Origin of the sequence: Ralstonia sp. ASV6 (assembly GCF_016429285.1) — a bacterium.
GTDB lineage: Bacteria > Pseudomonadota > Gammaproteobacteria > Burkholderiales > Burkholderiaceae > Ralstonia > Ralstonia flaminis.
Genome location: NZ_JAELUI010000559.1, coordinates 1 through 317, shown reverse-complemented (window position 1 = coordinate 317; position 317 = coordinate 1). Strand labels below are relative to the sequence as shown.

The following is a 317-nucleotide window of genomic DNA, read 5'->3' as shown; positions in this document are numbered from 1 at the left end:
CGCCGATGTGGATGGGCTCGAACTGCGATTGCGTCACGCGCACCCAGTCCTGCTCTTCCACTTCGCGCACGGTGTACGCCGGCAGCGGCGACAGCTTGATCTCGTTGGCGGCGGCTGCCACCAGCAGCTGTCTCTTATACACATCTCCGAGCCCACGAGACATGGCGCCTGATCTCGTATGCCGTCTTCGGCTTGAAGAGGGGGGGGGGGGGGGGGGGGGGGGGGGGGGGGGGGGGGGGGGGGGGGGGGGGGGGGGGGGGGGGGGGGGGGGGGGGGGGGGGGGGGGGGGGGGGGGGGGGGGGGGGGGGGGGGGGGGG

The 317-nt window shown here is 76.3% G+C and carries 1 pseudogene; it reads right to left on the bottom strand.

What is annotated here, in order from left to right:
• Window positions 1-139, bottom strand: a pseudogene (locus JHD73_RS28505) (50S ribosomal protein L11 methyltransferase); the annotation flags it as partial.
• Window positions 140-317 lie beyond the last annotated feature (178 nt).